The sequence below is a fragment of the Streptomyces sp. NPDC056160 genome (assembly GCF_042268205.1).
Taxonomy (GTDB): domain Bacteria; phylum Actinomycetota; class Actinomycetes; order Streptomycetales; family Streptomycetaceae; genus Streptomyces.
In genome coordinates, this window is the sequence record NZ_JBHJUW010000129.1 from 1 (window position 1) to 26,175 (window position 26,175).

At 70.3% G+C, this 26,175-nt stretch carries 17 protein-coding genes; 6 read left to right on the top strand and 11 right to left on the bottom strand.

What is annotated here, in order from left to right:
- Positions 1-63: 63 nt before the first annotated feature.
- The 4 genes from ACFC02_RS33325 to eccE form a co-directional block, all read right to left on the bottom strand.
- A complete protein-coding gene (locus ACFC02_RS33325) occupies positions 64-1,992 on the bottom strand; it encodes an ABC transporter substrate-binding protein (RefSeq protein WP_376365441.1) in 1,929 nt (642 codons plus the stop codon).
- 364 nt (positions 1,993-2,356) lie between these two features.
- A complete protein-coding gene (locus ACFC02_RS33330) occupies positions 2,357-5,719 on the bottom strand; it encodes an SCO5717 family growth-regulating ATPase (protein WP_376365443.1) in 3,363 nt (1,120 codons plus the stop codon).
- A 300-nt stretch (positions 5,720-6,019) separates the two neighbouring features.
- A complete protein-coding gene (locus tag ACFC02_RS33335) occupies positions 6,020-6,811 on the bottom strand; it encodes a hypothetical protein (RefSeq protein WP_376365445.1) in 792 nt (263 codons plus the stop codon).
- Entirely contained in the window at positions 6,808-8,145 is a 1,338-nt protein-coding gene (eccE, locus tag ACFC02_RS33340; protein ID WP_376365447.1) for a type VII secretion protein EccE, read from the bottom strand. Before eccE ends, ACFC02_RS33335 begins: the two co-directional genes overlap by 4 nt.
- Positions 8,146-8,331: 186 nt before the next feature.
- On the opposite strand from eccE, the gene eccB reads away from it, so the two are divergent.
- The 4 genes from eccB to ACFC02_RS33360 all read left to right on the top strand — a co-directional run bounded on the left by eccB (position 8,332) and on the right by ACFC02_RS33360 (position 12,090).
- Positions 8,332-9,858, top strand: coding sequence for a type VII secretion protein EccB (gene eccB, locus ACFC02_RS33345; protein WP_376365448.1), 1,527 nt, complete (start codon positions 8,332-8,334; stop codon positions 9,856-9,858).
- Between the two features lie 69 nt (positions 9,859-9,927).
- A complete protein-coding gene (gene mycP, locus ACFC02_RS33350) occupies positions 9,928-11,139 on the top strand; it encodes a type VII secretion-associated serine protease mycosin (RefSeq protein WP_376365471.1) in 1,212 nt (403 codons plus the stop codon).
- Positions 11,140-11,409: 270 nt separating this feature from the next.
- Positions 11,410-11,742: a WXG100 family type VII secretion target gene (locus ACFC02_RS33355; RefSeq protein ID WP_376365450.1), complete on the top strand. Its 333-nt coding sequence runs from the start codon at positions 11,410-11,412 to the stop codon at positions 11,740-11,742.
- Between the two features lie 33 nt (positions 11,743-11,775).
- Positions 11,776-12,090, top strand: a complete 315-nt coding sequence (locus tag ACFC02_RS33360; RefSeq protein WP_376365452.1) for a WXG100 family type VII secretion target — start codon at positions 11,776-11,778, stop codon at positions 12,088-12,090.
- A gap of 84 nt (positions 12,091-12,174) precedes the next feature.
- Here ACFC02_RS33360 and ACFC02_RS33365 read toward each other — a convergent pair whose 3' ends face one another.
- From ACFC02_RS33365 to eccCa, 7 genes are all read right to left on the bottom strand, one after another.
- Entirely contained in the window at positions 12,175-12,648 is a 474-nt protein-coding gene (locus ACFC02_RS33365; protein ID WP_376365454.1) for a hypothetical protein, read from the bottom strand.
- Between the two features lie 89 nt (positions 12,649-12,737).
- Positions 12,738-14,519 (bottom strand): alpha/beta hydrolase, encoded by a 1,782-nt coding sequence (locus tag ACFC02_RS33370; RefSeq protein ID WP_376365456.1) that lies wholly within the window; start codon positions 14,517-14,519, stop codon positions 12,738-12,740.
- A gap of 2 nt (positions 14,520-14,521) precedes the next feature.
- A complete protein-coding gene (locus tag ACFC02_RS33375) occupies positions 14,522-14,962 on the bottom strand; it encodes a hypothetical protein (RefSeq protein WP_376365458.1) in 441 nt (146 codons plus the stop codon).
- A gap of 54 nt (positions 14,963-15,016) precedes the next feature.
- Positions 15,017-16,255 (bottom strand): type VII secretion-associated serine protease mycosin, encoded by a 1,239-nt coding sequence (gene mycP, locus ACFC02_RS33380; protein WP_376365460.1) that lies wholly within the window; start codon positions 16,253-16,255, stop codon positions 15,017-15,019.
- A 162-nt stretch (positions 16,256-16,417) separates the two neighbouring features.
- Entirely contained in the window at positions 16,418-17,914 is a 1,497-nt protein-coding gene (locus ACFC02_RS33385) for a hypothetical protein (protein WP_376365462.1), read from the bottom strand.
- 56 nt (positions 17,915-17,970) lie between these two features.
- A complete protein-coding gene (locus ACFC02_RS33390; protein WP_376365464.1) occupies positions 17,971-18,483 on the bottom strand; it encodes a hypothetical protein in 513 nt (170 codons plus the stop codon).
- Between the two features lie 69 nt (positions 18,484-18,552).
- Complete coding sequence (gene eccCa, locus ACFC02_RS33395; protein WP_376365466.1) at positions 18,553-22,509, bottom strand: type VII secretion protein EccCa; 3,957 nt, start codon at positions 22,507-22,509, stop codon at positions 18,553-18,555.
- Between the two features lie 163 nt (positions 22,510-22,672).
- Here eccCa and eccD point away from each other — a divergent pair, with 163 nt between their 5' ends.
- Positions 22,673-24,142: a type VII secretion integral membrane protein EccD gene (eccD, locus tag ACFC02_RS33400; protein ID WP_376365467.1), complete on the top strand. Its 1,470-nt coding sequence runs from the start codon at positions 22,673-22,675 to the stop codon at positions 24,140-24,142.
- Positions 24,143-24,469: 327 nt separating this feature from the next.
- Positions 24,470-25,975 carry a PQQ-binding-like beta-propeller repeat protein gene (locus ACFC02_RS33405; RefSeq protein WP_376365469.1) on the top strand — a complete coding sequence of 502 codons (1,506 nt, stop codon included), beginning with the start codon at positions 24,470-24,472 and terminating at the stop codon, positions 25,973-25,975.
- Positions 25,976-26,175 lie beyond the last annotated feature (200 nt).

The window sequence follows — 26,175 nt, forward strand, 5'->3', positions numbered from 1 at the left end:
AGGATGTCGCTTCAGTGGTCATGAGCACCTGCACCTGTACGCGGGGACACGGTCGTCGCCGTCCTATTCACGGTCTTCGGCCGTCGCGCGGCGGCGCACGGCGAAGAGCACCGCGAGGCCGCCGAGGACGACGACGCCCACGACGATCCCGATCACGACACCGGTCGAGGACGAACCGCCGGAGGAGTCACCGGAGTCCGCGGGAACGGCCGACCACCAGCTCCAGTAGCCGTCCTGCCCGTAGATGTTGCCCGCCGCGGACGGCATGGTGGTGATCGACTTGATCTGGTCCGTGCGGTAGGCCTCGACCGCGTTCGGATAGGCCATGACGTTCATGTACCCCAGGTCGTACAGCCGCGACTCCATCCGCTTGACGATGTCCGCCCGTTTGGCGGGGTCGTACTCGGCGAGCTGCTGGGCGTACAGGTCGTCGTACGTCTTGTCGCAGATGAAGTTGTCGGTGGCGCCGGTGTCCTTCGGGGTCTGCGGGCGGGCGGCGCAGGTGTGGATGGAGAGCACGAAGTCCGGGTCGGGGTTGACGGACCAGCCGTCGAAGGCCAGGTCGTACTTGCCGGCCAGCCACGGGTCGGTCACGTTGTCCAGGCAGTCGAGGGTGATCCCGATGCCGAGCTTGCCCCACCACTCCTGGAGGTACTTGCCGACCGCCTTGTCGTTCGGATCGGTGGCGTGGCACAGGACGCGGTAGTTCAGCGGCTTGCCGTCCTTGCCCACGCGCTTGCCGCCGGCGTTCTTCCTGTACCCGGCCTGGTCGAGGAGCTGCCCCGCCTCGGCCGGGTCGTACTTCAGCTCCTGAGCGGCCGTCGGCTTGTAGAAGTACTGCGTGAAGCGCGGCGGGACGTAGCCCTGCCCCTCCACGGCGTGGCCCTGGAACACCTTGTCGACGATCGTCTTGCGGTCCACCGCCATGAACAGCGCGTGCCGCACCCGCTCGTCACGCAGCGACGGGTCGCCGTCACCGATCCTGGTGCCGTTCTTGGCCTGCGCGCCCGGGTTGGTGGCCAGGGCGTAGAAACGGCGCCCGGGGGCGTCGTTGACGTGGATGTCCTTGTCGCCCTTGAGGGAGGCGGCCTGGGCGGGCGTCAGCGAGGGCGAACCGGCGACGAACGACACCTCGCCCTTGCGCAGCGCGGCGACGGCGGCGTCCTGGTCCTTGTAGTAACGGAACACCAGTTCGTCGAACTTCGGGGCGCCCCGCCAGAAGTCCTGGTTGGCCTTCAGCCGCACATAGCTGTCCGGCTTGTAGTCCGTGAGCACGAAAGGACCGTTCCCGACGATCGGGAAGGTCTTGTCGTTGTTGAACTTCGAGAAGTCCTTGACCTTCTCCCAGACATGCTTGGGCACGATCGGCACGTCGAGCGCGGTCATCGTGGCCTGCGGCTTCTTCAGCCGGATCACCAGCTGGGTGGGGCTGGGCGCGGTCACCTCGGCGAAGTTGCCGACGAAGCTCCCGTTGGCGGTGGCGGCGCCCTCGTCGGTCATCATCTTGTTGAACGTCCACGCCGCGTCCTCGGCGGTGGCCTGCTGCCCGTCCGACCACTTCGAGTCGGTGCGGATCGTGTACGTCCAGGTCAGCTTGTCCGGCGACGACTGCCACTTGGTGGCCAGCCCCGGGATGACGTGGTTGTCCTTGGGGTCGTAGTTCGTCAGGTACTCGTACATCAGCCGGTGGATGCTCGTGCTGAGCAGCCGGACCGCCAGGAACGGGCTGAGCGAGTCGACGCTCTGCGCGACGGCGACGGTGAGCACCTTCTTGCTCTGGTCGCCCTGGTTGTCCTGCGCGACCTGGTCAGCCTGCGCGGCTCGGGCGGCTTGTGCGCCTTGGGCGGCGCGGGCCGGCTGGGCGGCCGACGCGGAGGGGGCGGCGAGCCCGGACGCGAGGAGGAGCGCGGCGGCGCCCGCGGCGGCGAGGAACCGTGTTCTCCCCGGTCGGGGGCCGTTACGTCCACTGCCGTGCTGATCGTGTGTGTTCATGGCTCGGTGACCTCGCGTCGTCGCCCGCGCGGGACGCGGTGCGCCCCCGCGCGAGGCGGGCTTGAACGGAAGTGAACAGGCTGGAACGAGCTGTAAAGGTGCTGGAACGAGCTTGATCGGGAGACGCCGACGGAATGAAATGTGTGTCTATCAGCGGCAGTCTGCGCGCGTCAACGGTATGTCAAACCCCATGTGGCCTGCGGAAACAACAAATGCGCCGCTCCGTGTCCCTCATTGGTGGAGACCACTGACGCCTCGCTGGTGAGAGCGTGGCGGCCGATTTCCGCCGCTTCTGCCTGCGCATGCGCGAAGGCCCGCCCCGTCGGGAGACGGAACGGGCCTTCGCGTCTGCGAGTGCGGCTGCCTACTGCTGCTGCGCGGGCGGGGGAGGCGGCGGAGCCTGGCCGTCCTGCGGGGCCTGCGCGGCCTGCGGCGGCCCGGCCGGGGGGTAACCCGGCGGGGGCTGCGGGGGATAGGGCCGGCCGGGCTGGGCCGGGGGCTGGGGCGGCGGGAACTGACCGGGCTGCCCCGGCTGGCCGGGCTGGCCGAAGTGTCCCGGCTGGGGGCCGGCGCCCGGCTGCGGGTAGGGCTGGCCGGGCATGGGCTGAGCCCCGGGCACGGGTACGGGGCCGGCCTGCTGCCCGTAAACCTGTCCGGGCTGTCCGGGCTGTCCGGGCTGCGGCGGGGGCGCGAACTGCCCCGGCTGCCCGGGGTAGGGCTGCCCGGGGTAGGGCTGGCCGGGACCTGGCTGCCCCGGGTACGGCTGACCGGCCGGCGGCTGACCAGGCTGGGGCTGCCCGGGGTACGGCTGCCCGGGCACGGGCTGGCCGGGCATGGGCTGCCCCGGCATCGGCTGGTACGGCGGCAGCGGCTGACCGGGCATCGGCTGGTACGGCGGCAGCGGCTGACCGGGCATCGGCGGGGCCGCCACCGGGGGCGGATTCCCGTCGGACGTCCACAGTCCGTGCGCCTGCTGGTGCCGGACGAAGTCCTCGGCGACCATCGCCGCGAGGTTGAAGTACGCCTCCCGCACCTTCGGCCGCATCATGTCGAGGTCGACCTCGGCACCGGCCGCCAGGTGCTCGTCGAACGGCACGACCACGACACCCCGGCAGCGCGTCTCGAAGTGGGAGACGATGTCCTCCACCTTGATCATCTTTCCGGTCTCGCGCACTCCCGAGATCACGGTGAGGGACCGCGCGACCAGATCGGCGTACCCGTGCGCGGAGAGCCAGTCCAGCGTCGTACTGGCGCTGCTGGCACCGTCGACCGACGGCGTGGAGATGATGATGAGCTGGTCGGCGAGGTCCAGCACACCCCGCATGGCGCTGTAGAGCAGACCCGTACCGGAGTCGGTCAGGATGACCGGGTACTGGTTGCCGAGCACGTCGATCGCGCGCCGGTAGTCCTCGTCGTTGAACGTCGTCGACACGGCCGGGTCGACGTCGTTGGCGATGATCTCCAGACCGGACGGCGCCTGCGACGTGAACCGCCGGATGTCCATGTAGGAGTTGAGGTACGGGATCGCCTGGACCAGGTCGCGGATGGTGGCCCCGGTCTCCCGCCGCACCCGGCGGCCGAGCGTGCCCGCGTCCGGGTTGGCGTCGATGGCGAGGATCTTGTCCTGCCGCTCCGTGGCGAGCGTGGAGCCCAGGGCGGTGGTGGTGGTCGTCTTGCCGACACCGCCCTTGAGGCTGATCACCGCGATCCGGTAGCAGGACAGCACCGGCGTACGGATCAGCTCCAGCTTCCGCTGCCGCTCGGCCTCCTCCTTCTTCGCCCCGATCCGGAACCGCCCCCCGGCCGCCGCCGGCCGCCCGCTGCGTGCCTTCTGCTTCTTGTTGTTGAGCAGCCGGTCGGACGACAGCTCGACGGCCGCCGTGTACCCCAGCGGCGCGACCCCGGGGTTGGTCGGCTGCCGCTGGTCATGCTGTATGGGCTGCGGCCAGCCGGCCCCGGTGCGGGGGTCGACGGGCGGCTGCGGAGCACCGGGTGCGGGCGCCGCCGCCGGGGGCTGCGCACCGTCCGGCTGCACGGGCGGCTGCGGGAAGCCGTAACCGCCGGGCAGGCCGGGCTGGCCAGGAGGGACAGGTGCGGTAGGCGCGCTCGGTGCGGAGGGCTGGTCGGGCGGGAATCCGTACCCGGTCGGCGCGGCCGGCGGGACGGGGGCGCCGGGCACCCCCGGAGCGGGCGGGAAGCCGTACCCGGCCGGGGCGGCGCCCGGCGGTTGCTGGGCGGCAGCCTGCTGAGGCCCGGGCTGCGGGAAGCCGTACCCGGGATGCTGCGAACCGGCGGCCTCCTCCGGCCGCGGAGCCTGGGGCTGGAAGGGCGGCTGCGGCTGCGCGGGCACGGCCCCGGGCTGCGGCTGCGCGGGCCACTGGGGCGCGGGCGGCGGGGCGGCCGGCTGGTAGGACGGGGGGAGCGGGGGCACCGGGCCCTGCGGCGCGGGCGGCGGAGGCCAGGCACCGGGGGTGCTCTGCGGGGCGGCCGGCCCGGCCGGAGGCACGGCGTCCTGAGGCACGGCGTCCTGAGGTTCCGCGAGGGGCGACGCGTCCGCGGGGACGGCGTCCTGCGGTGCGGCGGCGTCCTGTCCGTCGTCTGCCGTGACGGCGGGAGGGGTGCCGGTGCCGGACCCAGTGTCCGGAGCCGTGGAATCCGCCGGCGTCTCGACCGGGGTGTCGCTGTCCGCGTCCGGTGCGTCGGGGACGACGGCCGGTGCGGCGTCCGGCGATCCCGTTCCGGCCGGGTCCGCGGCGGAGTCGGCATCCGACGCCGTACTCGCGTCGTCCGCCTCGTCAGCGTCGGCCACGGCGTCGGGCCCGGGCTCGCCGCCCTGCGCCCCGCCGTCCTTCGATCCGCCGTGGTGGGAGCCGCCGTCCGCGGACTCGCCGTCCGAGGCGGGCGCGTCATCTGCCGCGGATGCGGATGCGGATGCGGATGGGGATACGAGAGGGGAGGCGGAGGCGCGTGCGGAAGCGGTCTCGGGCGAGTCGGTGGCACCGGGTGCGCGCGCCGTTTCCGGACCGTCCTCCTCGCCCGCGGCGGCTCGTGCCGTGATCTCCTGCTTCAAGGAGGCGGCGGAGAACCGCATGGTGGCGCCGCTCTCGAGGTCAGCGGCTCCGAGATCCGCACTGCCTGCCCGCTGTTCCTCCTGCGGTGCGGGCCGCGGCGGCTGTGTGTGCGGTTCGAACTCGCTTCCTGCCGGCAGCCCGGGTACGGCGACCGGGTCTGCCGCGGGTTGTGCCAAGGGGGCACTCGGCCGAGGGGCCGGGGGCGCGAAGGACGGCCCCCCGGGGGCGGGCGCCGGGGGAGGAGGCGTGAAGGGCGCCGGTACTCCGGGAACCGCTTCCCCGGTCGGCGGCGGGAAGGGAGGCGGAGGAGCGGCAGGCGTGGCCGGCGCGGCAGGTGTGAACGGTGCCGGGCCGGAAGCGACCGAACCGCCCGCACCGCCCGGATCCGCGGACGGAACCAGCCCCTCCGGCACACCGGGAGCGGCGGAAGCGGCGGGGGCAGCAGGAGCGCCGAATGCGGCGCCCCCGCCTGCCTGGCCCGCGCCGTCGAAGGGTTCCTGCTCACCCGAAGCGCCGTGGGCGTTCTGCGTGTACCAGGCAGGTGGCGCGTAGTCGATGGTGAACTCGCCGGTCGTCTCGATGGCCGATTCCGCGTCGGGCTGGTCATCGCCGGGTGTGGCCCAGCCCCCGCGGTTCCCGTCCCGATCGCTGCTCACAGTTCCTCCTGGTGTGGTCGGGCACGCTCATGCTGCCGGGGCGACCATGTCATGTCGTTCCGAGTCGTCCGTAGTCGTTCGAGGCAGTCCGATCCCACCGGCTCCCCCCGGACCGCCGATGCCTGGTCCACGGGTACTGGCATCGCGTCCACTCCCAGCCTAATCACCGCGAGCGGCGTCCCGGCAGGGCCGCCCGTCCCCCGGCGCACGCCCACACGGTCCCAACGCGCCCAGGAAGCGGCGGAGTCAGGAACGACCCCACCGCACCAACGGCGAACAAAAGGGTCAGGGAAGGACAGTTCAGTCCATCCGACGTGGCGTACCCAACAATCCGATCTCGGCATCGGTGGGCTGGGTCATCACGTACTGCCGGTCATGGTCGGCGCACCAGAGTGTGACGCCGTCGGGCAGCGTCGGCAGCGATTCCCGCTCGGCGCGGGTCAGTCCCATGGTGCGCCCCAGCTCCGACGCCTCGTCCGGCGAGACGCGCTGGACCCCCGCGAGCCGCGCCTGCCGCAGCAGCCGGGGGGCGACCGGGCTGAGGTACGGCAGCAGCGTGAGCATCGACTGCCACGGGCCGGAACCCACCCGTCCGCGCGGCGGACGCATGCCGCAGTCCCGCACCACCAGCACCGGCGTTCCGGCCGAGGCGCCCTGGGGCGGCACACGGCCCACCTCGTACACGGCGAGCCCGTTCTGCCCGCCGCCCATGGCGTGGACCATCTGCATCCATGCCTGCGGCCGGCCGGTCTCCACGGCGACCCGCGCCCCCGTCGCCGCGGTGCGCAGCGCGAGCACCTGCGCCGTCCACAGGCCGCCGATGAGCACGACGTCGTAGGGCGTGGGACGGTTGATACCCAGGACGGCCGGCTGCCCCTCCGTGTCCACCCCGGCGACCACGCCGTCGTCCCCGATGGGCAGGGCGAGGGCGTCCAGTTGCGGCGCGGGCACGGCGTGACGCCCGTGCCGGGGGCCGAGCAGCCCGAAGCCGTGCCGCAGTCGCTCGCCCACCGAGCGGGCGGTGGACGGTCCGGCGCCGTCCGGGGCCGCCTGGGCGTCGGCCTCCGGCCGCGCTGTCGCGGGGAATGTCACCGCGCACCTCCCAGCGGCAACGTGGCCAGCATGCCGGGAAGTTGCTCCCGGTCGAGTCTGCTGAGTCCGGCGCCGGCCTGCCGCGCCGCACCCTCCAGCGCGTGCCGCGCCGCGACCAGTTCGTCGTCGCTGCGGCCGGTCACCCGCAGATGCCCGCACAACGAGACCTCCTGCCGTTCGCCGCGCGCGAGGGTGAGGCTGAAGGTGGTGGCGAGGGCGGGTATCGCCGTGACCCGGGCGAGGAACTGGGGCAGCGACGCGCCGTGCTCCCCGCCCAGTTGAGGCCAGCGCCGGATCCAGTACGTCGTGTGTCTGCGGTTGTCGCACCGCCAACTGCGCCCCGACTCCTGCGTCCGCCGCTCGCGTGCCTCCGTGCGCCCGGCCTCGGCCGTCACCAGCGGATTCGCGCAGGCCGAGGTGGCGAGCGCGGCGATCAGTTCCTCCTCGTCGAGCACGGTCGCACGGAACCCCGCCCCGGTCAGCCGGCTGGCGAGGTGGTCCGCGGCGCGCACCACGCACTTCTGGGCTCCGGCCAGTCCGCCGCCGCGCGCGGCCACGGCTTCCGCGCACAGCTCGGGATCCAGCTTGAGCGCGATCCAGGTGATCCGCACCGCCGGGGCACCCGTCCGCTCCTGGAGCGGCTGGTAGTTGGCCACCGTCACCGACTGCCGCGGCAGATGCAGTGCGGGGGCCGGCTGGGTGTGCTGCACGATCTGCGCCGACTCCAGCCGGATGCCGTCCACCTCCAGGGCGTCCCGTACCAGAGCCAACGGCAGCGGCTGCCGGGTCCGCTCGGCGCGCAGCGCGCTCGCGTCGGCCTCCACCTGGATCACCGCGGTCACGAACGTGCCGTCCCCGATGATTCCGACGAGGCGCCTGTCCCGCACCCCGCACGCGTACGTCCGCAGGCTGGGCTCGCACTCCACGGCAGGGACCAGTGCCGGCTCCGTACCGGGCGGAACCGGTGTGGCCGCGGCCCGTCGCTGCCGCGTCTTCAACGCGTGTGCGGTGGCCAGCCATTCGGGCAGCGAACGGCCTCTGCGGCGCACCACCGCCGACAGCACCAGGAACACCGCCACGACCACCGCGGGAACCAGCCCCACCGGGCCGGCCGCCCACCCGACGACCAGGACCGCCGCCGCCAGTTCCCACAGCACGAGCCGTTGCAGCCGGAACGGGCCGCCCTGCGACCGCCGTGCGCGCGGCTGCAGCGTGCCCGCCGACTGCGCCCGGGCCCGCGGATCAGGAGCACCGCCGGCGGAGCCTGGGCCGGGCGCCCGGGAGTCGTCGGCCCGCGGTCGGCCACGCGGTCGCGACCGCGTACCGGAAGCCATCACTGCATCTCCCCGTTTTGCTCATAACTCACTGCGTCACGCAGCGCACTTGGACCTCCGGAAGGCCCCGGTACCCTACCCCCTCCACCGGTCCCCGCCGACACCATGCATAGTAGGGGGCCGGTCTGACATCGCCGGGCGGGACGGGCATCCGCGGGTGGGGACAACGGGGAGACACAGGCAGTCATGGCATCACGGCGGGACGAACTCAACGCCTACACGTTTGCGAAGAGGCGCACGCTCGCCGCGTTCCTCCAGCCGTCGCCGTCCGGGTCCGAAGAGGGCGCCCCCAAGCCGCTGCGGGCCGTCGTGCCCAGCCTGGTCGCGGGCGCGGTGGCCATGGCCGTGTTCGGCGCCTGGGGCATGTTCCAGCCCACCGCGCCGGCCGGCTGGGACAAGCCCGGCACCCGTGTCATCGTCGGCAAGCAGTCGACCACCCGGTACGTCGTCCTCAAGACGGACGGGACGATGCGGCTCCACCCGGTGCTGAACCTCGCCTCCGCACGCCTTCTGATGAACGACGCGGACTACCAGGTCATCCAAGTCAGCGACAAGATCCTGGACTCGGGCAAGCCGCTGCGCGGTCCCATCCTCGGCATCCCCTACGCGCCCGACCGGCTGCCGTCGTCCGACGAGGCGGGCAGGGCAAAACGCTGGGCCGTGTGCGAACAGCCCGGCGGCAAGGGCGAGACCACCCAGCAGGCGACCTTCGTGCTGGCCCGGCGCGACGAGCGCAAGACGGACGACGCCCACCGCCTCACCGCCGGGGACGTGCTCTACGTCAGGACCCGAACCGGCGAGCGTTACCTGGTCGACGCCCGAGGAACGGCGTACGCCGTCACCGGAGCCGAGACCGGCACACTGACGACCGCTCTCGTCGGCACCCGCAAGCCACAACTCGTCACCAAGGAGTGGCTGGCCACCCTCCATCAGGGCGACCCCGTCGCCTTCCCGCGGCTGCCTGACGGCATCGGCTCGCCGGCGCACGTGCCGGGACAGCTCTCGGCCGGGGAGAACAGGGTCGGCATGGTCCTCAGGACCGAGACCGGCGAAGGCACCCAGTACTACGTCGTCCTGCCCGGGAAGGTGCAGCCCATCAGCGAGTTCACCGCCTGGCTGCTCATCTCCTCGCCCCAGACGGGCCCGCTGAACATGAACGGCAAGGCCCGCACGGTGGGCGTGCAGGACTTCACCGCCGACCCCGCCCCCTTCGCCGGGCAGGCCGCCCACTGGCCGCGGCAGCGGGCCCGGCAGGTCAACGACGTCACCGCCGTGTCGGGTCGCGACACCGTGTGCAGCGTGCTGCGCCGCGTGGGCGACGGCAACACGACCTCGCTCAGCACCTGGGCGGCCACCGACTATCCGGCCGAGACCACCGCCGACGGCACCAGCACGTACGTCACCCCGGGCACCGGTCTGCTCTACACCCAGAGCCAGGGCACCGAGTCCGCCGCGGGAGCGCTCTTCCTGATCACGGACACCGGCCTCCGGTACGCCGTCCAGGCCAACGGCGACAGCGACAGCCGCAAGTCGGACATCGGCGCCGACGGCAAGAAGAAGAGCCCGGACGGCACTCCCGAGCCCAGCGAGGCGCAGGTCAAACTCGGCTACCAGAACGTGCGGCCCGCCAAGGTCCCCGCCGCCTGGTCGGAGCTGCTGGCGAAGGGCCCCCGCCTGGACACCAACAGCGCACGTCAGCCCCAGGGTTCGTGACCCGCCTCCTTCCATGGACCTATGGATATGACGACAAGCCCGACAAGGAGCACCACGCGAGTGCTGCCGATGAAGGCGTCCGTACTGATCGCGGCAGCCGTGGTCCTGACCGGCTCGGGCACGGCGCGGCCCGCTCCCGCCCTCCGGCTCGACGGCAGCGGCGAATGCACCTTCCCCGCCGAACCGATCGCCGGCACCCCGTGGTCGTTGCAGCGCGTGCTGCTCGACCAACTGTGGCAGGGCACGGGCAAGGGCAAAGGGGTGCGCGTGGCCGTCATCGACACCGGCGTCGACGACAAGAACCCCCAGCTCGCGCCCGCCGTCGACAAGGCAGCCGGCCGTGACTACCTCACCGGGGGCAAGGGCGGCGACCCGACGAACGACCAGGTGGGGCACGGCACCAAGGTGGCGGGGATCATCGCGGCCCGTCCCCGCAAGGGCACGGGCTTCGTCGGCCTGGCACCGAACGCCACCGTCATCCCCATCCGTCAGAACGACGCCGAGAACAGCGGCGACTCGGACACCATGGCCGCGGCCATCACGTACGCCGTCGACCGGGGCGCCGACGTCATCAACATCTCCCAGGACACCACCAAGCCCCTCTCCGGGACGTCCGCCCTCGCCCGCGCCGTGCGCAAGGCGATCGACCGGAACGTCGTCGTGGTCGCCTCCGCGGGCAACGACGGCCTGGACGGCACCGCCAAGAACACCTACCCCGCCGCCTTCGCCGGCGTCCTCGCGGTGGCCTCCTCCGACCGCAACAACGAGCGGGCGTCCTTCTCCCAGGCCGGTACCTTCGTGGGCGTCGCGGCCCCCGGCGTCGACATCGTCTCGACCGTCCCCGCCGGCGGCCAGTGCGCCGACAACGGCACGAGCTTCTCCGCACCGTTCGTAGCCGCAGTGGCGGCGCTCCTCAAGGAGAAGCACCCGCACTGGACCAGCGCCCAGATCGTCACCCAGATCGAACAGACGGCAGAACGCTCCACCAACGGTCACGACGACTTCGTCGGCTGGGGCGTCGTCGACCCCGTCCGCGCCGTCCAGGAGTCGGACATCGCCGACCCGCCCTCCTTCCCGGCCCCCGACCCCGGCCCGGCCAAGGCCCCGCTCCCCGACGTGGCGCCGTTCTCCCTCGCGGAGACCCCCAGGGAGCGCGACGAGCGCTACGCCACGTACGCCCTGGGCCTCACCGTCGTACTGCTCGCGGTCATCACCGGCACAACCGTCGCCCTACGCGACCTGCGCCGTCGGCGGCGTGACCGGGGGAGGCTCCCGGTCTGAGCGGCCGTATGCCGAGAGGGCACGAGGGGTGGCTGAGAGAACTGCACTGCCTCTCTTTGCAGTTGGAAGGGCAACACCAAGTGACTAAAGTGGCTCCGCGTACCACGCGCGTGTCCATGCGCGGTACGGCACGGGGGCGGCGCGACGCTGCGGTCACGCGGCGCGTGGAGCGCGGCACGTCTTGCCCGCCAGGAAGGTCCGGACCGGCGTCCGGACGGACCCGTGGCGGTGGTGAAGGTCACCGTCGCACTTCGAGGAGGGCAAGCAGGCATGAGTCTTGCACACAGTGCGCACGAACTAACCAAGCTCGCAAACGACATCCGCGACTTCCACGGCCAGGTAAGCGAGCGGGTGACGTCACTCAACCGAGTCGTCGACATGATCCAGGCCGGCTGGCAGGGTGCTGCGGGCAAGGAGTTCGACACCGTTCAGCAGGGTGTCAACCAGCACCTCAGGAAGCTTCAGGACGACCTGGTCGACCTCGAAGAGGCGATGAGGGCGAGCGTCGGCGGCTTCACCGACCAGGAGCAGGAGCGCATCGCCGAGATCCGGAAGGTGGACAACTCCTACCAGGTCACCAGCCGCATCACGGACCTTGCCTGAGTTTCGCGTCGATTTCCGAGGGAGACAGCCAACATGAGCTTCAGTGCCGACCGTACCGCGGTCAATTACGACACGGTCACCCAAGCCGCCAACGATGTGCGTAGCACCGCCAAGAGCCTCGCGGACCAACTCGAGGACCTCATGCGCCGGGTCAAGGCCGTCGCCGAGAGCTGGGAGGGCGAGGCAAAGACGGCCTACGGTGAGATCCAGCGGGACAGCAACGAGCAGATGGCCCAGATGTGCCAGAAGCTGGGACGCATCGCCCGGCTCCTCGACGACTCGGTCGTCGGTTACCATGACACGGACAAAGGCAACGCGGCACGCTTCCGGATGCTGATGGGCGGCTGACCACCCCGCCCCCTGGCGAAACGCGACGAGGGAGACAGCGCGTGGAGCGCTGCCTCCCTCGTCCTTTTCTCCTCCTGCTCTCCCTCAACGGGAGGTTGTTCCGGGAACCGGAGTGCTGGCAGACCAGAAGTCGGAATGCTCACTCGGTGCGGGAGGTTGCGAGCCGTCGTACGCAGGTGCACCTTCCCGTTGCTTCGGTGGTGCTACCGCGGACTTGTCCACGCACGGAGTCGTCACTTCGAATTGCGCCTGTCCTTGCTTGCTGAACAGTACTCGGACCTGGAAATCATCCGGAGTCCTAAAATAGGTGGCGGGAGTCGTCTTACTGTTGTTCGAACCGCGATGGGTGAACCCTGCGGTCTTCCAATAGTGTTCCACGACGCCCAGGAAGCTGCCTCTCCGCTCTGCAGAGATGACCGTCGTCACGGACGCTCTTCTCGATACTGAGCAGGTCAGGTCGGTGGAGATCCCATGCGCCCACATGACTTCCGGAGTGATATGGCTCATGGTGTCGTACAGAATGCTGTCGGCTCGATCGGCTGCTTCCTGCATGTCCATGGAAACAGTCTCACCTCCCTCTTTTTCGCCAAACATGCTGCACCCGGCGGTCAACGCCACAAGGATCATGATCAGGCCTAGACGTGCCTTCAACGACGTGCCTCCGGAGTGATGCCGCCCGGGTTCCCTGCGACGATGTTGGCGATACTGTCGGCAGACATCTGATCCTTTTCAGGGTTGAAGTAGTTGGAATGCGCCTCGAATGTCCAGTGAGTGAAAGCGTTCGGGCCATCCTCGGTCCGGAAGCGCGTCGCTCCGAACTCGTCACTGGCTGGGTCCTTGCCGAACCAGTTGTCGTCGTCACCCAGATCGCCCAGATCCGCTCCCACCCCGGCGCCGACCACACCGCCGGCCGGTCCTCCGAGGGCGAACCCGCTGGCGCCGCCGATGACTCCGCCGGCCACCGACCCCTTGGACGGAGCCTTGCTCACGAGGTCGTTCTCCGCCGCTCCGACGAAGACATGCTGCTTGCCCACGCCCAGGTCTTCGGCGTGGTCCACGCCCACTCCCGGACTTCCCAGCAGGACGTAGTCATCCACATCCGGCATGCCGCCCGGCTGCTGGCTTGCCGTGCCCACGGTTAGCGAACCGTAGGAATGCCCGATGGCGGTGAGATGCAGATCGGCGTTCTCATTGGTTGTGGCAAGACTGCTCATGAAGGTCTGGTATGCGGGAGCGCCTCTTTCCGCGTCACCAGTGCCCGCGACATCCACGCCCTGCGGTGCGTCATAACCGAGCCACACGATCGACGCACTGGAGGGATCGATCTCCCGTGCGCCGACCGCCGTATCTCTGGCTCGCTTCACCGTGCCGTCCGCGAAGGCGCCGTCGAGTTTCGTCCCCAGCCCCGGAACATAAGCTGATACGTTCTTCGAGGTGTCGGGATCCCCGAAGGACACGATCGCTCGGCCGTTGCCTTGTTCGCCGACGCCAAGGAGCAGTACGGGGGGTTCGCTGCCGGCCCTCAGCTGTTCGTCGATCCCACGCAGCCCGTCCAGCTTGGTCAGGGACGCCTCGTCCCCCTGGGACTCGAGCTTGCCCATGAGTTGCGGAAGGTACAGGCGGTTGGCCTCGTCCCGGGACACGGCCGGGATGCCGTCGAGGTTCCCGATGACCTCCGGGTAGACAGCCAGATACTCGGTCTGCTCCTCCTTGCTGAGGCCGTTCCACCAATCCTTGCGTTCAGCCGGTGACTGATCGGTTGGGATGTTGTCCTTCAGTACATCGTCAGCCGCACCGTGCACGGCGGCCGTGTCGCCGCTGACATCGGCCCACGTCGATTCTGTGACGTCCAGCCCTTCGGCCGCCTTGAGGCGGCCGATAGCATTCGCGTATTGTTCATCGATCTCGGTGGCCTGTGACAACGCGCTTGCGATCGTATCCGCGATTTCCTGGGCCACGACAGCGTTTCGATTCCTGCTCGTCATTACGGTGATATTTCCCAGGGCCTGGCCGGTAAAGTCACTGTTGCCTGCTGCGGTACCGCCCTGTACCTGCGTGTCACCCGAGTCCGTCTCCGGGTAGCGCACGGATCCGTCGTCATACACCTCGAACCCGGCCTGCTTCGCATCCTGCAAGGCATTCAGCAGCTTGCGTTGAAGTGGCGCTAATTCTTCCGCCAGCCCGGTGAGTGCAGCGGCGATCAAACCGCACTCGGTGTAAATGTACTGATAATTGTTACTGAGGCGACCGAGCCCGACGATGGCCCAGAAAGAGGCGCCGCCCAGCTGCGTCGTGGAGAGGCCGGGCGCTATCTCATCGCTGACCCTGTCCCGGGACGCGTAGGAGCGATTGCTGATGGCGGACCAACTGCGGGCCTCTTCGGTGAGCTCAGACAACTTGAGGTCCCGAAGCTGATCGAGACTGATCACGACTACTGGCCCTTCTCGAACGGCTTGGCCGCCATGCGCTCAGCCGCGATGGCGGCCTTGATCCGTGCGCTGTTCTCCCCGTGATCCTTGGCCGCCTGTCGCATGGGCTGCTCGAGTTTTTCGCATTCGTCACGAACGGCTTTGAGTCGGTGTTGCCAACTGCTCCTGACCGCATCCATGGCCAGAGCGGAGGCGAGCCCCGCGGTTCCTTCCGAACCCCTGCCCTGCTCCTCCGACACCTGTGTCACCGATGTGTTCGTGGTGGTGTACAACTCGGCGAGAATCCTGGCTCCATCGGTCCACGGATACTCCACGTAGACCAATTCTCCTTGTTTGCTTCCACCCGAACCGGTGGAAGCCAGCGACATCTGGGAGTTGTCGGACGCCTCCGCCCCGGTCAACGCCTGAGCGCGCACAGCTGCCCACTGGTCTTCGAAAGACAAGGGACCTCCTTGTTGAGTGACTGACTCTCGACAGGACTGGTGCTTGACCTCGGCTCACACCGACTGCCCGGGGCCGCCGGGCGGTTGATACGGGGCCTGCGGTGGATGGGACGGGGTTTGGGCCCTGAAGTGGGGGTACGGAGGCGCGGCAGGCGCGGCAGGCGGCGTCGCCATGCCGGTCGGGCGGTGCCGGGCCCGGCGCGTCAGCATCGTGACGACGACTCCGACCAGCACCGCAGCCGCGATGCCGAGCCCAAGCCACAGAGCCGTGTCGCCCTCACCGGTGGCGTGTGAGGCCGGGGCCGCGGGACTGCCCTGATCCGGCTCCGTAGCCGCGGGCTGCGTCGGCCGCCAGGCGGTGGGAGACGGAGAGGCTGATGCGGCGAGGTCGGGGAGCGGGTACTCGTCTGGGGGGCCGGGGTCCCCGGGGTCGGCCAGAGCGACGCGTGGACGGACACCGCCGTAGCCGACGAAGTCGCTGTGCTTCTCGCCGCCCGCAGGCTTGCTGACTGTGTTCAGCATGACGCGGAGGACCTGGTTGTTGGTCCAGTTGAGATGCTTGGACCAGATGAGGGCAGCGGACGCGGAAGCGATTGCGCTGGCGTCGCTTGTTCCTCGTGTCCAGCAGATCTGACTACCGCCGATACAGGCATGAACCATATGCACGCCCGGAGCCACTAGGTCGACCTGTGGGCCCGATTGGGAGAATGAAGCGGTCTTCGCCTTCTCGTCCGCCGCCCCCACGCCGACCACACCGGGCGTGGCGGCCGGATACTCAGTAAGATTGGACTTGTCACCGCTGTTTCCCACAGCGGCGAACAGCAGCTTTCCTTTGGAAAGAGCGTACTTCACTGCCGCCGCCAGTTCAGGCGTTCCTGCATTCTGCGTACCTGGCGAATTGGAGGCGCCCAGAGACATGTTGATGATCTGGGCATCGCTGTCGGCGGCGTAGCGGACGGCCTTGCTGAGTACGCGGGAGAACTCAGCTTTGTTGTCGAGCTGTTCGGAACCCTCGGTGGCGTATCGCATACGAATCGGAAGAATCTTCGCTCCCGGAGCCAGACCGTATGACCCGTTCAGGGGCCCACGGGCACCCGTGGCCGCGATGAGCGCGGCCATGTCGGTGCCGTGCCCGGCAATGTCCGTATGCTCGTCTCCCTGCTGGCCTGAAAAATCCTTGCCGTCCAGAACCTGGCCTCTGAGATCGGTGAGGGAGCCGTCGACACCCGAGTCGATGAGGGCCACGGTGATGCCGCGTCCAGTACTGGTCTTCCACATGTCCTGCGCGTGCATGGAATCCAGATGCCACTGGCGTGAGCGTACGGAGTCCGCGTGAGCCGGAGTAGCGGTGAGGGCGACGAGTAGTGCGCCCAGAGCCGCGGCCGCCGCCGACCAGCGTGGCCTTCGCATGAGGCTGTTACGCATGTGCCTTCCTGGTGAGCAAGTGGCCTTGAGTCAGCTGACGACGGGTGGGAGGGGAGGACGGTCGCCACGTACCCAGGTCTCCTCGTCCTCGACGAGGTAGTCAGGACGCTGGTCCTTGCGCGAGCCCGCCGGCTTGGCCGTATTCGAGGCCGCCCCCGTACGTCCGTTCACAGAATTAGGCTTCGTTTCGCCCCCCGATGAGGAGCGCAGAAGACCCGATCCGCCTGGAGTGAAGGGGCGTCCCCCGCTGCGGTTCTGCTGCACGGTCCGGTTGCCGATGCCCCCACCGGTCTCCGGTGCCAGACGGCGCCCACCAACGGCACCCCTCGGCGAGCCGACAGCACCGGGACTGCCTGTGGTGACTCCACGTGCCGTGCCTGTCTGGCGCTGGACGTTGTTGTCGCCGATGATCGTGCCGCGGGCGACGCCGCTCTGAGGGCTGCCGGGTCCGGAGGGGACGGGGCGGCCTCCGACGATGCCCGCCTCCCGGGGCGTCGCGCGGGCTCGGCCGGTGGCGAGACCCGAGGGACGGGCCGACTGAGGTGGCTTGGAGGGAAGCGCCACCTGCGACGATGAGTTCGGAAGGCGAACGCGTCCACTCTCGTTGAGTGGCGGCGGTGCAACGACGGGTTGCGCAGTCGCCGGTGCCTCGACGCGGGGAACACCTGTCTGCGGGTGGGCCGGACCAGTGGTGCCCGGTGTCTGATGCCTCGGCAACGTCTCTAGGCCGTCCAGGTCCAGGGACGTCGGCTCCGCCGGATGTGTGTGTGGGACTTGTACGTGCGGACCGGCCGTGTGTGTGGTGGTCTGCCTGTGGACGATCTGGGACGCAGGGACCGCTCCGGCAGAGGTCCTCGTGCCACCCGTATATCGGTGTACACCTGCTCCCGGTGCACTGCCGCTCACGGAGTGGCTGCCTTCGGGCAACCGGCCTTTACCGTCGTCGTACCACCAGTCGTCCCGACCTGTTCGCCCCGCCGGCGGCGAAAACGTAGGCGGTGGCACGCTGTTCACCTGTTGTGCTGAGAACTCGTACGTCTGCGCCAGCTTCCGCATCTGCTGGATCGCCTCGCCCCGGGCTGCCTCGATGCGATGTTGCGCGGCCGTGGCGTCGGTCTGGGCCGTCTGCGCGGCTTGCCGCGCGTCGGGGTCGTGGTGGGCGCCGGGTTGTTGCGTTGCCTCAATCGTCTTGTGGGCGTTGGCGAGGGCAGCCCTGGCGTTCGTCGTCTCCGAGGTGTCGGGCATGGCGGCCTTCGCCTCGGCGATGGCCTGCGACACGGTGTCCATCCAGCGGGACGCGACCTCGGCGTACTGGCCCAGCCGCAGGGTGGAGCTCGCCGTCTGGCCACCCCAGTCGCGGAACGCGTCGCCGCCCTCGCCCTGCCATTCCAGGCCCTTGACGTGATCCATGAGGTCGGAGCCGATCTTGGAGATCGTCGAAGCCGCCTTGGAGAGCTTGACCGCGAGGTGGGACGCTCCGGCCGTGCTGGCCGAGTCGAGCATGGTGGCTAGTTGCTCGTGTGTCATGGACTCGAAGTCCGTGCGGGCGAGTCGGGGCTCCCGTCGCTTCCGCTGCTCGCCCATCACCACTGCCCCCTCGTCTCGTCGGAGCCGGACGCCGTCGACTGATCGGGCTGCTGGACGTACGGATCCCGCCCCACCACGTAATACCTCTCCGCCTCCGCGTTGACGGCCTTCATCCGTGCCTTGATGTCCTCGTCGAGGTTCGCGTAACCCACTCGCGACGCGTGCACCGCAAGGCCCATCCCCTCGATCTGGGCGCTCAGCGCCTTCGAGAGGTTCTCCAACTCGTCGTGGACGATGGCGTAGGAGTCGTAGAGGAACTGTGCTTCCTTGAAGTCGGAGGAACCCAGCTGGGTGCGGGTCAGGCGGTCCTGGCCGACCTTTCCCGGAGCGGCCTCCGACTTGTCCAGCTCCGTGAGCAACGCGTCGACGCGCTGCTTGAACTTCCTCATGGCGCTGTGCTGGATGTCCAGCGCCATCTGCGGGTTCACGCCCGCCAGGCTGTCGAAGGACCTGCCGGTGTCCGGTGCGCGGTGCGCTCCGTCCGGGCCGCCTCCCCCGTGCGAACTCACCTCAGCCGCCTCCCCGTTCTCCCCGTGCGCCCCGAAGTGTGACCGGAGCGAAAAACTCGCTCTGTCACTCTAGTGGCGTTGCGGGAGCTGCCCCACCTGCACGAGCGCCGTCCCGCGCCTGCGGGACACGAACGCGCCACGACCCGGCGGCATCGGCCGGGCCCGGACATTGCCGAGGATGTCACCCTCCCCCGGGTCGCCGGACAGGACCAGACCCTGTGCGCCCAGCTCCTTCACCCGTTGCATGAAGGGCTCGTACATGGCCCGTGAGGCGCCGGCCGCGTTGCGCGCGATGACGAACTTGACGCCCACGTCACGCGCGAAGGGCAGGTGGTCCACCAACTGGGCCAGCGGATTGCCGGAGTTGGCGGCCACCAGTTCGTAGTCGTCGACGATGACGAACAGTTGCGGTCCGCTCCACCAGCTGCGGTCGCGCAGCTGCTGCGGGGTGATGTCCGGCTTCGGCTCCCGCATCTCCATGAACTGCCGGATGGCGTCCATGTGGACCTGCATCGCCGACGCCATGGGCGCGTATTCGAGCAGGTGGCTCTCGGGCACCGCCTCCAGCATGGTGCGCCGGTAGTCGCCGACGACGATACGGGCCTCGTCGGGCGTGTAGCGCTCGCTGACCTGCTGCGCGATCAGCCGCAGCAGATTCGTCTTGCCGGACTCGCTCTCGCCGAACACCAGGAAGAACGGGTCCGTGTCGAGGTCGACGAAGACCGGTTCCAGGTTCGCCTCGTCGATGCCGATCGCGATGCCGTGCTGCGGGAACTCGAAGCCCTTGGGCAACTGGTCGGCGGGGAGCTTGCGGGGCAGGAGGCGGACCGTGGGGGCCGACGGGCCCTGCCAGCCGGCCCGCACGGACCGGACGAGCTGCGCGGTCGCGTCCGACAGGTCGTCGGAGGAAGGTGACGCGTCGATGCGTGGCAGAGCCGTCATGAAGTGCAGCTTCTCCGCGACCTGGCCGCGGCCCGGCACGCCCGCGGGCACGTTCGCGGCCACTTTGCGGTCGAACTCGGAGTCCATGGGGTCGCCCAGGCGCAGTTCGAGCCGGCCCAGGATCTGGTCCTTGAGCGCCGCCCGGACCTCCATGTAGCGCGACGCCGTGACGACGACGTGCACGCCGTAGCCGAGGCCCCGGCCGGCGATGTCGTTGACGACGCCTTCCAGGCCCTCGTAATCGGTCTTGAAGTTGCCCCAGCCGTCGATGACCAGGAAGACGTCGCCCCAGGCCTCACCGGGCAGGTCGCCCGCCGCGCGTCGCCTGCGGTAGGTGGTGATCGAGTCGATGCCGTTGGCCCGGAAGAACTGCTCGCGCCGGTTGAGGATGCCTGCCACCTCCGCGACCGTACGCCGGACCCGCTCGGGGTCCAGGCGGGAGGCCACCCCGCCCACGTGGGGCAGGTCCGTCAGCGCCACCAGGCCCCCGCCGCCGAAGTCGAGGCAGTAGAACTGCACTTCGTACGGGGTGTGCGTGAGCGCGAAGGAGGTCACCAGGGTCCGCAGGACCGTCGACTTCCCGGACTGCGGACCACCCACGACCATCATGTGGCCTGCCGCCCCGGAGAAGTCCCGGTACAGCACCTCACGCTTCTGCTCGAACGGCTTGTCGATCAGCCCGAGCGGAACGGTGAGGCCGCCCGGACGCCTGTACTCCGGTGCCTGGAAGCCGCGTTCCGCCGACACGGACAGCGTGGGCAGCAGCTGGTCGAGTGTCGGCGCACGGTCCAGCGGGGGCAGCCACACCTGGTGGGCGGGCACACCCTGGCCCTCCAGCCGCTGCACGACGACGTCCAGCACCGTGTCGGCCAGCGCGTCGTCGTCGGGCCGGGCAGCAGGCTCCCGGTCCGGCCCGGGAGCCACCGAAGCGACGGGAACGGCCGCCGCCGTGAACAGCGCCGGGCGGCGCTCGACGGGCCGGCTGTTCTGCGTGGCCTCCGGGCCGCCCGCCCGGTACGTCCCCGACACGTACGCCGCCTTGAAGCGGACCATCTCGTCCGTGCCGAACTTCAGATAGCCGGAACCGGGGACGGACGGCAGGTGGTAGGCGTCCGGCACCCCAAGAGCCGTACGGGACTCGGCGGCGGAGAACGTCCGCAGGCCGATCCGGTACGAGAGATAGGTGTCCAGACCGCGCAGCCGGCCCTCCTCCAGCCGTTGCGAGGCGAGCAGCAGATGCACACCCAGCGAGCGTCCGATACGGCCGATCTGGATGAACATGTCGATGAAGTCGGGCTTGGCCGTCAGCAGTTCGCTGAACTCGTCGATCACGAGGACCAGCGAGGCCAGCGGCTCCAGCGGCGCACCCGCGGCGCGCGCCTTCTCGTAGTCGTGGATGTTGGCGTAGTTGCCGGCCGAGCGCAGCAGTTCCTGGCGGCGCTGCAGTTCGCCCCGGATCGCGTCCCCCATGCGGTCGACCAGGGTGAGGTCGTCCGCGAGGTTGGTGATCACGGCGGCGACGTGCGGCATCTGCGACATGCCGGCGAAGGTCGCGCCGCCCTTGAAGTCGGCGAGGACGAAGTTGAGCGTCTCCGAGGAGTGCGTGACCGCGAGGCCCAGCACCAGGGTGCGCAACAACTCCGACTTGCCGGAACCGGTCGCGCCGACACACAGGCCGTGCGGGCCCATGCCCTCCTGCGCCGCCTCCTTGAGGTCCAGCATGACCGGCTGGCCGTCCTCGCCCACACCGATGGGCACGCGCAGCCGCTCCGGCATGGAGCGGGGCCGCCACGTGCGCGTCACGTCCACGGAGGCCGCGTCGCCCAGCCCCAGCAGTTCGGTGAAGTCCAGGTTGGCCAGCAGCGGTTCGTCGTCGTCCCCGCCACCCACGCGCAGGGGGGCGAGCTGCCGGGCCAGCGCCTCGGCGGCAGGCAGCGACAGCCCGTCGGGCACGCCTTCGTAGGCGACACCGCCCCCGGAGTCGAGCCACAGCCGCTCCGGCCGTACGACCACCGAGAGGTCGCCGCGGGGCTGGTCGAGGTCACCGGAGACGACCTCGACGACCGTCACTCCCTGGAGGCCTTCCACGGCGGCGAACGCGGAGGTGGGAGGGACCATGCCACCGTCCAGCACCACCAGGACGTGCGGCTGGTCCAGCAGCGGCCGGCCGTCCCGGCTGAAGCGGGGGCGGTTTTCCAGGACGCCCGCCAGCAACTGCTCCAGTTCTCCCAGGTCGTCGCTGAACAGGCGGCGGGTGCCCGCCCCGTCGAACTGGCCCGGCAACTGGCAGTGCGGCAGCCACTTGGTCCAGTCCCAGCGGGCGAGGGCGCCCGCAGACGTCACCACGGCCACGACCAGGTCGTCGGGGGAGTGCAGGGTGACCGCCTGGGCCACCAGCGCACGGGCCGAGGCCTGGGCGCGCTCGGCCGTGCCGGAGACGGTCACGTGGTAGAAGGCGCGCAGCGACAGCGCCACGGGCAGCGCCTCCAGCCGGCCGTGCACCGCCAGGAAGCGCTGCATCGCGCCGGCGCACAGCGGCTCCAGTTCGTCCACGGTCGCGGTCTGCGGGGCCACCAGGGGAGTGGCCAGCTGCTGCGGCCCCAGGCCGATCCGCACCTGCCCGAAGTCGTCGTCCCCGACCCGCCGTTCCCACACCCGGCTGCCCTCGGCGACCACCGACCACAGCTGCTCGGGCGCGGGGTGGAGGTACAGCTGGGCGTCACGTTGACGCAGTGCCGTCCTGCGGACCGTACGACGCGTCTGCGCCAGGTAACGGAGGTAGTCACGGCGCACATCGGCCATTTGCCCTTGCGTACCGCGGCGGTGCCGGATGATCTGCGAGACCACCATCGCGGCGGTGGACACGAGCATCACGACGCCCATGATCCGCATGAACGGGTGGGCGTTCGGCGAGGCGAAGTAGAACACCACGGACGAGCCCATGCCGAGGGTCGGCAGGACCTGCATCAGCATGCCCTCCTGCTGCCCGCGCGGAAGCTCGGGAGGAGTCTCCAATTGCAGCTCGTCGGAGGGCACTTCGGGCGGTAGCGTGCGGAGCGGGCGCTTGATGACGATCTGGCTCACCGGAGCGTCAATCCCCCTGTACGGACGAACGGTCGCTCGCCGGCACCCCCGTGGCGACGGTCGTCTCCCGCTTTCGCGGCGATCCTACTTGTCGGCGCCGAAACCCCCTGCCGGTAGGGTGACGCACGCAGCGTACGCATCCGCGAACAGGGGGTCAGTGAAGGTGAGTACGACCGCGGCGACGGGGTTCTGCAGAGTCACAGTCGTGGCACCCGACAGCCGGATCGACGTGGCACTCCCGGTGGACATCGCAGTCGCCGACGTCTATCCGGAGATCCTGCGCCTGACCGGCCAGACGCAGCCCGTCGGCACGCCGACCGGGTACCACCTGGTGCGCCGCGACGGTCGTGTCCTCGACAGCGCCCGGACCCTGGCGGACGAGCGGGTGCTCGACGGAGAGGTGCTCGGCCTCAGGCCCTTCGCGGAGTCCCTCCCGCCCGCGGTCTACGACGACGTCTCGGACGCCGTCGCCTCCGCCGTCCTACGCGACCGGCACCTGTGGGGCGACGACCTGCTGCGGGGCGCTGGACTCGCGTGCGGGGCGCTGCTGTTGCTGCTGTGCGGTTTCGTCCTGTGGTGCGCCGACCCCGCCCGCCACGACATGCACGGGCTGCCCGGGGTCGTCGCGGGCGGCCTCGGCGTGCTGCTGACGGCCTTCGCGGGCATACGCGCGCGGGTGTACGGGGACCGGGCCGCCGCGACCTCCACGGGTCTCGGCGCCCTGCCGCTGCTGATGATCGCGGGCACCGGGATCGTCGGACCCGACGCCGAACAGGGGCCGGGCAAGATCCAGTTCATGCTGGGCTGCGTCGCCGTCCTGGTCGCGGCCGTCGCGCTGGTGGCCCTGACCCCCGGAGGGGACGCGCCCTTCGTGGCCGTGGCGTTCGCGGCGCTGACCGGCACCCTGGCCGCTTTCGCGGCCGTCCTGGCCGACGCCTCGGCCACCGGGACCGCCGCCGCGTGCGCCACCCTCGTGATCGGTCTGGTCGCCTTCCTGCCCGGCCTCTCCAGCCGCTTCGCGCGGCTGCCCATCGGCTACGCCTCCCCGCGCTCGGCCGCCCAGGACGACTTCGACCCCGAGCCCGCCGACGGCCGGGACGCCGACCCACTCGACGCCGAGCGCATCGCCGCTCAGGCCAGGCGCGGTCACGAGATGCTGCTGGGGCTGGTCGGCGGCACGGCCGCCGTGGTCGTCGCCTCGGCGGCCGTCCTCGGCTTCTCCCACGACGTGTGGGCGCAGTTCCTCGCCCTCGCCTCGGGCCTGGCCATGCTGTTCCGCGCGCGTCTGTTCCGCTACACCTCCCAGGTGTCGTGCGTCCTGGTCGCCGGCCTCGCGGCCGTCGCGCTGCTGCTGCTCGGCCTCGCCCTGAACCCGCCGAGCACGGCTTTGGCCGACTTCCTGCACCACGGTGACCGCGGGGCCCTGGACCTGCGTACCGTCTGGCTCACGGCCGCCGTCGCCGCGGGAGCGGTGCTGGCCACCGCCGTCGGCCTCATCGTGCCGCGCAGCGGACTCAGTCCCTTCTGGGGCCGTTTCATGGAGATCGCCGAGGGTTTCGTCCTGCTGGCACTCGTGCCGCTGACCCTCGCCGTCTTCGACGTGTACACGACCGTACGGTCCATGACCGGCTGACGACCGGCGGACCGGCGGACCGGCGGACCGGCGGACCGGCTGACGGCCGGCGGACCGGCTGCCGGCCGCCTCCGTCCGTGGCCAGGGGATGCCTGGCGGGCCGGCCGGATGCCGTGACCGGCCGTTCGTTTGCCCGTTGCCCGTTGCCCGTTGCCCGTTGCCCGTTGCCCGTTGCCCGTTGCCCGTTGCCCGTTGCCCGTTGCCCGTTGCCCGTTGCCCGTGCCCCGGCCCCGTCGACCGGTTCCGGCCCGTACGACCGACGCTTCAGCCATACGACAAACCATGCGCCCCTCGACGAGTCGGGGCGCGGACGAAGGGACCCCGCGCGTGAGCTTCGGGCCGCCGCCCTCCATGTACACCCAGTCCGCCATGGCGGCGGACGACCGGCGCAGGAAGCGCCGCCGGAACAGACTGCTGGCTCTGGCCGCGGCAGCCGTCGTCGCGGCCGCGGCCGTGGTGGGCGTCGCCGTGCTGCGCGACCAGGGGGCGCCTGCCAGGGCCGAGAAGGCGCCGCCCGCCGCCCAGGACCGCCTCGACGTCCGCGAGACGGTCGAGAAGCGGCCCGCGAGCACGACCGGTGTCATGGACTTCCGTTTCTCGGTCGACGACATGGCGCCCGGTGAGCACGAGGACCTGCCGGGCATGTGGGCCACCGACAAGATCCTGGCCAAGGGGATCAAGAGCACGCTCGTCGGTCTCCGGATCGGCACCGACGCCTCACCGGGCGACGAAGTGTGGCGGCTCCGGCTCACCGGCCTGATCTGCGGATACACCCGTCACGTCACCGTCGACCACCGCACCGCCGTCCTGTCCCGGGGGCGTGCCGAGGACCCGCAGGCACCCTGCGACCACGTGACCTACGTCGACCTCGACGACGGGCGGAAGATCTGGGACCACGAGATACCCGTGTCCCGGATCGGGGGCGGCCAGGACACCCCGAGCGTGACCCTGACCCACGCGACGGTCGCCGTGACCTGGGGCGGCGGCGCCGAGGCGTACGACATGGACCTCGGCAAGAAGCTGTGGCAGACCAAGGCCCCCGCCCGGTGCCGGGACATGGGGGTGGCGGGCGGCCGGGCTCTGCTGGAGCGGCTCGACTGCAGCAACCCGAGCGCGAACGCCACCTCCTGGGACTCGGCCCTCTACAAGGTGCGCGGAATCGACCCGCGTACCGGCCGCGTCCTGTGGACGTACTCGGCCACCCCGGGCATCCGGGACCTGAGGGTCCCGTCGACCGAGCCGCCGGTCCTCGCCGTCGCGGCCGGTGACACCGGCTACACGGAACTGCTCTCGCTCGACGACCACGGAAGCAGTCGCGCCACTGTCCGGCTCAAGAGCGGCAACTACCTCGGCGAGTGCTCCGAGGACATCGACTACCTCGTCCTCGACGACTGCCCGACCATCGCGGTCGGCTCCGGGCAGGTCTTCGTGCGCGCCAAGGACGAGGGCGGGGCACACAACTCCAACTGGGTCATCGGGTTCGACCTGGCGAGCGGCGCCTCGGTCAAGAAGTTCGAGTCGGGCCCCAACGCGCTGCTGTACCCGATCCGCATGAGCGGCGACCAACTCCTCGCCCTGCGCCTGAGCGAGGACCACATCTCGCCCTCGGCCCTCGTCAGCCTGGATCCGCGGACGGGCACGGAGACCCCGTACTTCTACTTCGGCGTGGCGAGCGAGGCGGAGAAATTCACCGTTCTGGACGCGAGTGATGTCGTCGTGCAGAACGGACGCCTGTTCTTCGGCAGCCATTCCGCCGACGGCCCGTCCGGGAAGCAGGGCAAGGAGTGGACCTGGCTGGCCCTGGGAATCGGGGGCGACGCCGCCAAGTCCTGATGTCAGGCACCGACCCCGAGCCGTGATGCCGACCCGTGATCCCGAGCAGTGATGCCGACCCGTGATCCCGAGCCGTGATGCCGACCCGTGATCCCGAGCCGTGATCCCGAGCCGTGATGCCGACCCGTGATCCCGAGCCGTGATCCCGAGCCGTGATGCCGAGCCCTGCTGCGAGGACGCGTCCGCGACCGGCCACGGCC

Excerpts from the sequence above, each read along its gene's own strand:
- ACFC02_RS33325 (WP_376365441.1), bottom strand. The coding sequence starts at position 1,992 with ATGAACACACACGATCAGCACGGCAGTGGACGTAACGGCCCCCGACCG.
- eccE (WP_376365447.1), bottom strand. The coding sequence starts at position 8,145 with ATGGCTTCCGGTACGCGGTCGCGACCGCGTGGCCGACCGCGGGCCGAC.
- eccB (WP_376365448.1), top strand. The coding sequence starts at position 8,332 with ATGGCATCACGGCGGGACGAACTCAACGCCTACACGTTTGCGAAGAGG.
- mycP (WP_376365471.1), top strand. The coding sequence starts at position 9,928 with ATGAAGGCGTCCGTACTGATCGCGGCAGCCGTGGTCCTGACCGGCTCG.
- ACFC02_RS33355 (WP_376365450.1), top strand. The coding sequence starts at position 11,410 with ATGAGTCTTGCACACAGTGCGCACGAACTAACCAAGCTCGCAAACGAC.
- ACFC02_RS33360 (WP_376365452.1), top strand. The coding sequence starts at position 11,776 with ATGAGCTTCAGTGCCGACCGTACCGCGGTCAATTACGACACGGTCACC.
- ACFC02_RS33365 (WP_376365454.1), bottom strand. The coding sequence starts at position 12,648 with ATGGACATGCAGGAAGCAGCCGATCGAGCCGACAGCATTCTGTACGAC.
- mycP (WP_376365460.1), bottom strand. The coding sequence starts at position 16,255 with ATGCACGCGCAGGACATGTGGAAGACCAGTACTGGACGCGGCATCACC.
- ACFC02_RS33385 (WP_376365462.1), bottom strand. The coding sequence starts at position 17,914 with ATGACACACGAGCAACTAGCCACCATGCTCGACTCGGCCAGCACGGCC.